We start from the raw sequence: 8,838 nt of genomic DNA on the forward strand, positions 1-8,838 counted from the left end.
CCTAGGCGAGGTGCCGAGTGGTGGGGCAAGAGCGTTTTGCTTACTTTTGCGCTTTTCAAAAGTGAGCCGCTGTAAGAGCGGAACCCATAGCGGCCGTTACCTAAATAACGGATATGTACTCCCACCAAGGCCGAGCTGTTGCCTGACCAACACTTCCCACACACATTGTCGTTTTCCGCAATCCCCCAGCCCCCCAATCCCCCCTGTTTACAGGCCAAAAAACCCGGCATGCCTTGTGCAATGACCCAATCCCCGGACTTCAGGCCTCACCAATCATGCAAGAACCCGCCCCTTACCCGCGACGATCCAGCCCGCTGTTCCTTATCGGCACCGCCACACTCTGCGGCCTGCTCCTGGGCTGCGGCCAAAGCGGCCCCACCGCCACACGCAGTGACCAACCGGTAAAGGGCGGCACCCTGGTCTACGCCACCGACCGCGAACCCACCTGCCTCGACCCCCACGTGGCCGGCGACATGCCCCAGGTCTTCGTCGCCCAGCAGTACCTGGACTCCCTGGTCTCAATGGACACCGACGGCCGCATCGGCCCCTGGCTCGCCAAAACCTGGGAAGTGTCCCCGGACGGCCTGACCTACACCTTCCACCTGCGCAACGACGTGCACTTCACCGACGGCACCCCGTTCAACGCCGCCGCCGTCAAGGCCAACCTCGACCACATGGCCAACCCCAAGACCCAGTCCAGCACCGCCGGCGGCTACATCCGCCAATACCGCAGCACCGACGTGCTCGACGAGTACACCGCAGTGGTGCACCTGGCCACGCCTTACGCAGCGTTCCTGGAAGTGTTGGCCCAAGGCTTCCTCGGCATCGAATCCCCCACGGCACTGCTGCGCTCCCGCGACGTGAACTGCGAAAGCCCGGTGGGCAGCGGCCCGTTCAAGGTCGTGCGCTGGGACCGCCAAAGCCAGGTCGAACTGGTACGCAACCCCGACTACAACTGGGCCCCGCCCACCGCCAAACACCAGGGCCCGGCGTGGCTGGACCGGATCGTCTGGAAGTTCATCCAGGAACCTTCCGTGCGCTTCGCTTCGTTGCAGGCCGGCGAGGTCGACGTGATCGAAGCGTTGCCGCCCGAATCCCACGAGGCCGCGCGGCGTAACCCGGACCTGACCCTGGTGATCGCCCAGCGCCCCGGTAACCCCACCAACGGCACACTGAATATCACCCGTGCGCCGTTCGATGACCTGCGGGTGCGCGAAGCCTTCGTGCGCAGTTCCGACATCGAGGGCGCGCTGAAGAGTGTGTACTTCAACGAGTTCCCCCGCGCCGGCGGCCCGTTGAGCCCGGCCACACGCTTCTACAACCCGGAGTTCCAGCACGCTCAGGATTACGACCCGGCCCGGGCCGCGCAGTTGCTCGACCAGGCCGGCTGGACCCAACGCGACAGCGAGGGCTACCGCACCAAGGACGGCAAGCGCCTGCAAGTCCACGTGGTGATGGGCAACCGCACGCCACCCTCGGAATACACCCTGTGGGAGCAGGTACAAGCCACCACCCGGCAGGCCGGCTTCGATCTGATCGTCGACCAGATGAGTGACGTGCAGGCCACCCAGCGCCAGGCCGACTGGGACTACGACATTCGCCTCGGCTACTGGAACACCAACACCGCCGACGTGCTGCGGATCATCTTCGGCAGTGAGTTCATCCGCCCGGCGGGCGTCGGTGGCTACCACCAGAACACCGCCGGTTTCAGTGACCCGGCCTTCGACACGTTGATCCAGCAGGCCCTCACCACCCAGGACAGCGAGCAGCGACGGGCCCTGTATTACCAGGCGCAGAAAATCGCTTCCAGCCAGTACCTGCAACTGACCACCTACCCGCAAAGCACGCGGCTGGGTATCTACAAGACCACCCAGGGCGTGCGGCTGGAGCCGTCGCTGGCGGTGACCTATCTCTATGACGCATGGGTGAACAAATGAGCAGTCCATCACTTGCCAACCCACGGCGCGAGCGCCTGGCCCGGCTCGGCAAACGTGCGCTGTGGCGCCTTGCCGGCGGAGTGCTGGTGCTCTGGGCGGTGGCCACGCTGACCTTCTTTGCCCTGCGCCTGATGCCCGGTGATCCGGTGTTGGCGATCCTCGGGGGGCCGAGCGGCAACCCCAGCCCGGAAACCATCGCCGAAGCCACTCGCGAATATGGCCTGGACAAGCCCCTCGCGGTGCAATATGCGCTTTACCTCGGGCGGTTGGTGCAGGGTGATTTAGGGGTTTCCTATTCCCAGCACCTGCCGGTGACGCGCGTCCTCGCCGAACAATCCTGGCCGACCCTGGAACTGACCCTGACCTCTCTCGCCCTGGCCTGGGTTCTGGTGCTGGCGCTGACGGTGCTGACCGCCGGGCGCCGCCGCTGGGTAGCCAGCCTGGCCTCGCTCGCCGAAACCCTGGCCGCCGCGCTGCCGCATTTCTGGCTGGGGATTCTGCTGCTGGGGGTGTTCGCCTTCGGCCTGCGGCTGTTCCCGCCGGCCGGCAGCGATGGCTGGCGCACCCTGGTGTTGCCGTCGTTCGCCCTGGCGATCCCGCTGGCGGGGTTTATCGCCCAGGTCACCCGTGAATCCCTGGATTTGACCCTCGACCAACCCTTTATCCTGACCGCCCGCACCCGTGGCCTGAGTGACTTCAACGTGCGCTTCAAACACGCGCTGCGCCACGCCGTGTTGCCGGGGATTTCGCTGTCGGGCTGGGCCATCGGCGCGCTGATCAGTGGCGCGGTGGTGATTGAAGTGATCTTTTCCCGCAAGGGCCTTGGCCGTCAGCTGTACCAGGCGGTGCAGGCACAGGACCTGCCGCTGACCATCGGCATCAGCCTGGTGGTCGCTGCCGGTTACGTGCTCGCCAACATTCTGGTCGACCTCCTGTACCTGTGGGTCGATCCTCGCCAACAGGAGATTGCGGCATGAGCGGCCTGACCCTCGAAACACCGCTGCCCGCGCTGCGGACTCAGCGCACCACCCGCACGCTGCGGCCCGGCCCGCTGTTGGCGATTACCTTTCTGCTGCTGGTGATTGCCGCGGCGCTGGTGCCGCAGTTGTTCGCCTACAGCGACCCGCTGGCCATCGTGCCCCGCGAGGCGTTTCATCCGCCGAGCTGGGCCCACTGGTTCGGCACCGATCAGTCGGGGCGGGATATCTTTTCCCGGGTGATCTACGGCACCCGCCAGTCGCTGTTCATCGGGCTTGCTGCCACCGCGATTGCCATGAGCATCGCCATCGTGCTCGGCCTGCTGGGCGGGCTGGGCGGCGCCCGGGTAGACCGTGGCGTGGGCTGGTTGCTGGAAGTGCTGTTTGCGTTCCCGAGCCTGATCCTGGCGTTGCTGTTCGTGGCGATCTTCGGCAGCGGCATCGGCCCGCTGATCGTCGCCACCGGGCTGGGCAGTGCACCGGGTTACGCCCGCATGGTGCGGGGCCAGGTGCTGGCGGTGCGCAACGCAGGCTACATCGAAGCCGCCCGCGCGCTCGGGCATCCGCCGCTGCGGATCATCCTGCGCCAGTTGCTGCCCAACGCCATGCGCCCGTTGATCGTGACCCTGACCATGGGCGTGGGCCAGGCGATTGTCTGGGCCTCGGCCCTGAGCTTTCTCGGCCTGGGCGCCCGCCCGCCGGCGCCGGAGTGGGGGACCATGTTGTCCATGGGCCGCGACTTTATCGCCAACGCCTGGTGGCTGACGTTCTTCCCCGGCCTGTTCATCGTACTCACCACCTTGTCGACCACGGTCACTGGCCGTTACCTGCAACAACGCCTGGAGGGCCGTCTTTCATGAGCGACCAGAAACGTTTGATCGTTGAAGGGCTGTCCATCGAGTTTGCCGGGCAGTCGGTGGTGCGCAACCTGTCTTTCACCCTGGAGCCGGGCAAGACCCTGGCGCTGGTGGGTGAGTCCGGTTCGGGCAAGAGCGTCACCGCCCGCAGCCTGATCGGCCTGGCCGGCGCGGGCGCCAAGGTCACGGCGCGTACCTTGAGCTACGCCGGGGTGGATTTGCTCAGCCTGTCGGAGCGCGGCTGGCGCCGCTTGCGTGGCAACGGCATCGGCTTTGTGCTGCAGGACGCGCTGGTGTCCCTCGACCCGTTGCGACCGGTGGGCAAGGAAATTCTCGAAGTGCTGGAGACCCACCGCTGGGGCGACCGTCGCAGCCGTGGCGAGCGGGTGATCGAACTGCTGGACCTGGTGGGCGTGCCCGAGCCGCAACTGCGCGCCCGCCAGCGCCCCGATCAACTCTCCGGCGGCCTGCGCCAGCGTGCGCTGATCGCCAGTGCCCTGGCGTTGAACCCGGGCCTGGTGATTGCCGATGAACCCACCACCGCACTGGATGCCACGGTGCAGGCGCAGATCCTGCAGGTGTTGCAGCAGATCAAGGCACGTGGTGATTCGCTGCTGATCATCAGCCATGACCTGGCGGTGGTCGCGCAACTGGCGGATGAGGTACTCGTTTTGCGCCACGGTGAAGTGGTGGAGCAGGGCCCGATGGATCAGGTGCTGCTCAACCCGCGCCACGCCTACACGCGCTCGCTGCTGGATGCAGTGCCCGCCGAACATGCCCGTGGCACGCGCCTGTCGCCGGAGCGCAGCAACGCTGCGGCGCAACCACGGCCGGGGGCGGATTCGCCGGTGTTGCTCAAGGCCTCGGGCCTGGGCAAACGGTATGTCGGCCCCGATCAACAGTCACGCCAGGTGGTGGACGGCGTCAGCTTCGAGCTGCGCGCCGGCCGCACCCTGGGCATCGTCGGTGAATCCGGCTCGGGCAAAACCACCGTGGCGCGCATCGCCCTCGGGCTGCTGCAACCGGATGCCGGCGAGGTGCGTTTTCTTGATCAGCCGTGGGCAGCGGCAGGCGCCGAACGGGTCGAGGAGAAGCCCCGGCGTTTGCATCGCCGCGACATCAGCGTGATCTATCAGGACCCGCTGAGTTCGTTCGACCCGCGCTGGACGGTCGGGCAGATCCTCAGTGACGCGCTGGACGTTGCCGGTATCGACGCCGAGCAACAGGCGGCCCGCGTGACACAGTTGCTCGAGCAGGTACGCCTGGCGCCGCAATTGGCCGAGCGCCGACCGTTGCAACTGTCGGGCGGCCAGCGCCAGCGCGTGGCGATAGCCCGGGCAATCGCCAGCAACCCCAAGGTAATTATCTGTGACGAACCGGTGTCGGCGCTGGACGTGTCGGTGCAGGCCCAGGTGCTGGACCTGCTGGCCGACCTGCAAGCCTCGCTGGGCCTGGCCTACCTGTTTATCTCCCACGACCTCGGCGTGATTCGCCACGTCAGCGACGAGGTGCTGGTGATGCGCCACGGCCAGGTGGTGGAAAGCGCCAGCGTCGAGACGTTGTTTGAATCCCCTCAACATGAATACACCCGGCGCCTGCTGGGCGCAGTCCCGCGCCTGCCCGGCAGCGGTACGAAGCTGGTAGTGCCGGCCCTGGAGCCGGAACACCCCGGCTGGCTGTTTGATGAATCGCGCCTGTGGAAAATCGCCATCTAGACCTGAATCAAGGAAGTGCCATGAGCAAGTTGTCTGCTGTACCCAAGCCGCCGGTTGTGACGGTGGCCGAACTGAACGCCCGCGCCGACCGCATCCTGCCGCAGATCGCCGCCGGCGCTGCGCAACGCGAACGCGACCGCCAGCTGCCGTATGAGGCCGTGGCGCAGATCGCCCAGGCCGGGCTGTTTACCGTGCGGATTCCCAAGCGTTTTGGCGGCGCTGGCGGTTCGGTGAAGGACGTGATTGCCTTGCTGATTCGCATCGCCTCGGCCGACTCCAACGTGGCCCAGGCATTGCGCCCCGGTTTCGGGTTTGTCGAAGGCCTGCTGGCGTCCCGCGCCGAAGGGGCGGAGGAGGAGCGTGAGCGCTGGTTCGCACGCTATCTGCAAGGAGCCGTGATCGGCAATGCCGGCTGGGAAGTCGGCGGCGCCAACGGTTCCATCAGCGCGCGCATCGTGCGTGACGGCGAGCACTTTCGCGCGTCCGGCAGCAAGTACTACAGCACCGGTTCGTTGTACGCCGATTGGGTCAGCGCCGTCGCCCTGGACGAGAATGACCAGCCTGTCTCTTTCATCCTGCCCCGGGACCGCCAGGGCCTTGAGCTGCTGGATGATTTCGACGCCATGGGCCAGCGCCTGACCGCCAGTGGCACCACCCATCTGCATGACGTGCAGGTGTTGGCCAGCGAGATCCGCACCCGCACCGTAGAGGAAGGCAAGCGCACGATTGTCACGCCGTTCCTGCAGGTGTTCCTCGCGGCCGTGCAGGCGGGGATCGCACGCAATGCGTTGAATGACGCGGTGACTTTCGCCAAGGAACATGCGCGGCCCATCAAGCACAGCAGCGCCACGCGCTCGGTGGATGACCCGTATGTAGAGCTGAGTGTGGGCGACGTGTCGGCCCGGGCCTTTACCGCCGAAGCGGTGGTGTTGCACGCGGCCGACTCCATCGACCGCGCCTGGGCTGCCGACCTGGATGCGGTGGCCGTCGACCAGGCAGCGGTGGATGTGGCGCAAGCGCAATACATCGCGGCCGAATCGGCACTCAAGGCCGCTGAGCTGGTGTTCGACGTGGGTGGTGCATCCACCACCGGCCGTGCCCATAACCTCGACCGGCACTGGCGCAACGCGCGCACCGTGGCCAACCACAATCCCCGGCACTGGAAGGCCGCGGCCGTGGGCGCCTGGCAACTCAAGGGCACGCCGCCACCGACCTCGGGGCTGTTTTGAACAAAGCCCTCGACCTTTCACACCCTTTGGGCGAGGTGGGCATCGGGCACGCGCGACGGGTACCGATGATCATCGGCTGTGCGCTGTTCATGGAACTGATCGACGCCACGGCGGTGCTCACGGCGCTGCCGCAGATGGCTCAGGATTTCGGCGAGCCCAGCGTGCGCATGAACCTGGTGGTGTCGCTGTACCTGCTGGCGGTGGCGCTGTTTGTGCCGGTCAGCGGCTGGGCGGCCGACCGCTTCGGGCCGCGTCGGGTATTTATCAGCGCGATTGTGCTGTTCACCCTGGCGTCGGTGGCGTGTGCCTGCTCGGGCTCGCTGCTGCAATTGTCCCTGGCGCGTCTGGCCCAGGGGGCTTCGGGGGCGATGATGGTGCCGGTGGGGCAGGTGATCCTGCTGCGCTGGTCGGCGCGGGAAAACCTGCTGCGTGCCATGTCGTACCTGACGGTGGCAGCGCTGGTGGGGCCGTTGCTCGGTCCGCCCTTGGGCGGGCTGTTGGTGACGGTGTTGTCGTGGCACTGGATCTTCCTGATCAACCTGCCGATTGGCGTGCTCGGGGTGATCCTGGTGCTGCGCTACATCCCGGACTATTCCGGGGTACCCGGCCAGCCATTGGACGTTCCCGGCCTGTTGCTCAGCGGTGTGGCGCTGGGCGGTCTGGTGTTCGGTTTCGAGGTGCTGGGCCACGGCCTGTTACCGCGGCAGTGGGCATTGCTGCTGATTGGCGGCGGGCTGTTCAGTGCCTGGCTGTATGTCCGGCATGCGCGGCGCACGGCGCACCCGTTGATCGATTTTTCACTGCTGAAAATCCCGACGTTTGCGGTGAGTTTCTGGGGCGGCAACCTGATGCGCATCGGCAGTGCGTCACAGCCGTTTTTGCTGGTGCTGCTGTTTCAGCTGTGTTTCGGGCTTAACCCGTTGCAGGCCGGGCTGTTGAGTGTTGCCGGTGGCGTGGGTGCGTTGCTGATGAAGATGCTGGCGGTACGCATCGTCAGCCGCTTCGGTTTCCGGCGCACCTTGATCAGCAATGCGGTGCTCACAGGTGCAACCATCCTGGCGTGCAGCCTGTTCGAGGAATCAACGCCTTACTGGATTGTAATACTGGTGTTATTTGGCAGCGGGATCATTCGCTCGCTGCAATTCAGCACCCTGGGGGCGCTGACCTACGCTGACGTGCCGCCGGAGCAGTCCAGCCGCGCCAGCAGCCTGTCGGCGATGACCATTCAACTGACCTTGAGTCTGTCGGTGGGCATCGCGGCGGCCTTGCTCGGCTTGATCATGGCCGTGCGTGGGCATGCCACGGTGGAGCAGGGCGATATCGCCTGGATCATGGCGGGTGCCGGATTGCTGTGTGCATTATCGGGGTTGGTTTATCGCAGGCTGTCGCCGCAGGCGGGCTCGGCGATTTATGCAAAACGCGCAGAGGGAATTTGATGATTCGTGCAGCACGTATCGAGGACGCAGTTGACATTGCCTGGGTGCATATTCGCAGTTGGCAGGAGGCTTATCGTGAGCTGATGCCGGCGGATTACCTGGCTTCGCTGGAGGCGACACAGCCCCGGCGCGAAGCCTTATGGCGGCAGTCGATCGAGCAGGCAAACGAGGCTGTATTTGTCGCGGAGGTCGATGGGCGTGTGGTGGGCTGGATTGCGGTGAGCCCGAGCCGTGATGAGGATGCGGATTCTGGCAAAACCGGTGAAGTGCAGGCGGTGTATGTGATTGCCGAGCATTGGGGGACCGGGGTGGGGCGGGCGCTGTGGCTCAGGGGGCTGGAGCATCTTGCGAGCCAGGGCCTGGAGACGGCGACGTTGTGGGTGCTTGCCGGAAACCGCCGGGCAGTGCGTTTTTACCAAAACGCCGGTTGGATAGCGCAGGCCGAATCAAGCCGGACCCTCACCCGGGGCGGTCGTGAGCTGGAGGAAGTTCGCTACCAATCGCAAACGTAACACTGAACCTGTGGTGAGGGAGGTTGCTGTGGAGAGGGAGCTGCTGTGGAGAGGGAGCTTGCTGTGGAGAGGGAGCTTGCTGTGGCGAGGGGCTTGCTGTGGCGAGGGAGCTTGCTCCCGCTGGAGTGCGAAGCGCTCCCAGGATTTTGGGGCCGCTGCGCAGCCCAGCGGGAGC

At 65.8% G+C, this 8,838-nt stretch carries 7 protein-coding genes; all 7 read left to right on the top strand.

What is annotated here, in order from left to right; genetic code table 11:
• The first annotated feature begins 275 nt into the window (after positions 1-275).
• From M2400_RS33105 to M2400_RS33135, 7 genes are read left to right on the top strand one after another with little or no spacing between them, the layout of a single operon-like run.
• Positions 276-1,937, top strand: coding sequence for an ABC transporter substrate-binding protein (locus tag M2400_RS33105; RefSeq protein WP_259198426.1), 1,662 nt, complete (start codon positions 276-278; stop codon positions 1,935-1,937).
• A complete protein-coding gene (locus M2400_RS33110; RefSeq protein WP_259198428.1) occupies positions 1,934-2,914 on the top strand; it encodes an ABC transporter permease in 981 nt (326 codons plus the stop codon). The genes M2400_RS33105 and M2400_RS33110 overlap by 4 nt, the downstream gene beginning before the upstream one ends.
• Entirely contained in the window at positions 2,911-3,774 is an 864-nt protein-coding gene (locus M2400_RS33115; protein ID WP_177048665.1) for an ABC transporter permease, read from the top strand. The genes M2400_RS33110 and M2400_RS33115 overlap by 4 nt, the downstream gene beginning before the upstream one ends.
• Positions 3,771-5,486, top strand: coding sequence for an ABC transporter ATP-binding protein (locus M2400_RS33120; protein WP_259198431.1), 1,716 nt, complete (start codon positions 3,771-3,773; stop codon positions 5,484-5,486). Before M2400_RS33115 ends, M2400_RS33120 begins: the two co-directional genes overlap by 4 nt.
• A gap of 20 nt (positions 5,487-5,506) precedes the next feature.
• Complete coding sequence (locus M2400_RS33125) at positions 5,507-6,715, top strand: acyl-CoA dehydrogenase family protein (RefSeq protein ID WP_259198432.1); 1,209 nt, start codon at positions 5,507-5,509, stop codon at positions 6,713-6,715.
• Positions 6,712-8,151: an MFS transporter gene (locus tag M2400_RS33130; RefSeq protein ID WP_259198433.1), complete on the top strand. Its 1,440-nt coding sequence runs from the start codon at positions 6,712-6,714 to the stop codon at positions 8,149-8,151. Before M2400_RS33125 ends, M2400_RS33130 begins: the two co-directional genes overlap by 4 nt.
• Positions 8,151-8,663: a GNAT family N-acetyltransferase gene (locus M2400_RS33135; protein ID WP_259198434.1), complete on the top strand. Its 513-nt coding sequence runs from the start codon at positions 8,151-8,153 to the stop codon at positions 8,661-8,663. The genes M2400_RS33130 and M2400_RS33135 overlap by 1 nt, the downstream gene beginning before the upstream one ends.
• Positions 8,664-8,838 lie beyond the last annotated feature (175 nt).

Source organism: Pseudomonas sp. BIGb0558, assembly GCF_024807515.1.
Classification (GTDB): Bacteria; Pseudomonadota; Gammaproteobacteria; order Pseudomonadales; family Pseudomonadaceae; genus Aquipseudomonas; species Aquipseudomonas yamanorum_A.

Coding starts and splice junctions, on each gene's coding strand:
- M2400_RS33115 (WP_177048665.1), top strand. CDS start 2,911: ATGAGCGGCCTGACCCTCGAAACACCGCTGCCCGCGCTGCGGACTCAG.
- M2400_RS33125 (WP_259198432.1), top strand. CDS start 5,507: ATGAGCAAGTTGTCTGCTGTACCCAAGCCGCCGGTTGTGACGGTGGCC.
- M2400_RS33135 (WP_259198434.1), top strand. CDS start 8,151: ATGATTCGTGCAGCACGTATCGAGGACGCAGTTGACATTGCCTGGGTG.
- M2400_RS33120 (WP_259198431.1), top strand. CDS start 3,771: ATGAGCGACCAGAAACGTTTGATCGTTGAAGGGCTGTCCATCGAGTTT.
- M2400_RS33105 (WP_259198426.1), top strand. CDS start 276: ATGCAAGAACCCGCCCCTTACCCGCGACGATCCAGCCCGCTGTTCCTT.
- M2400_RS33110 (WP_259198428.1), top strand. CDS start 1,934: ATGAGCAGTCCATCACTTGCCAACCCACGGCGCGAGCGCCTGGCCCGG.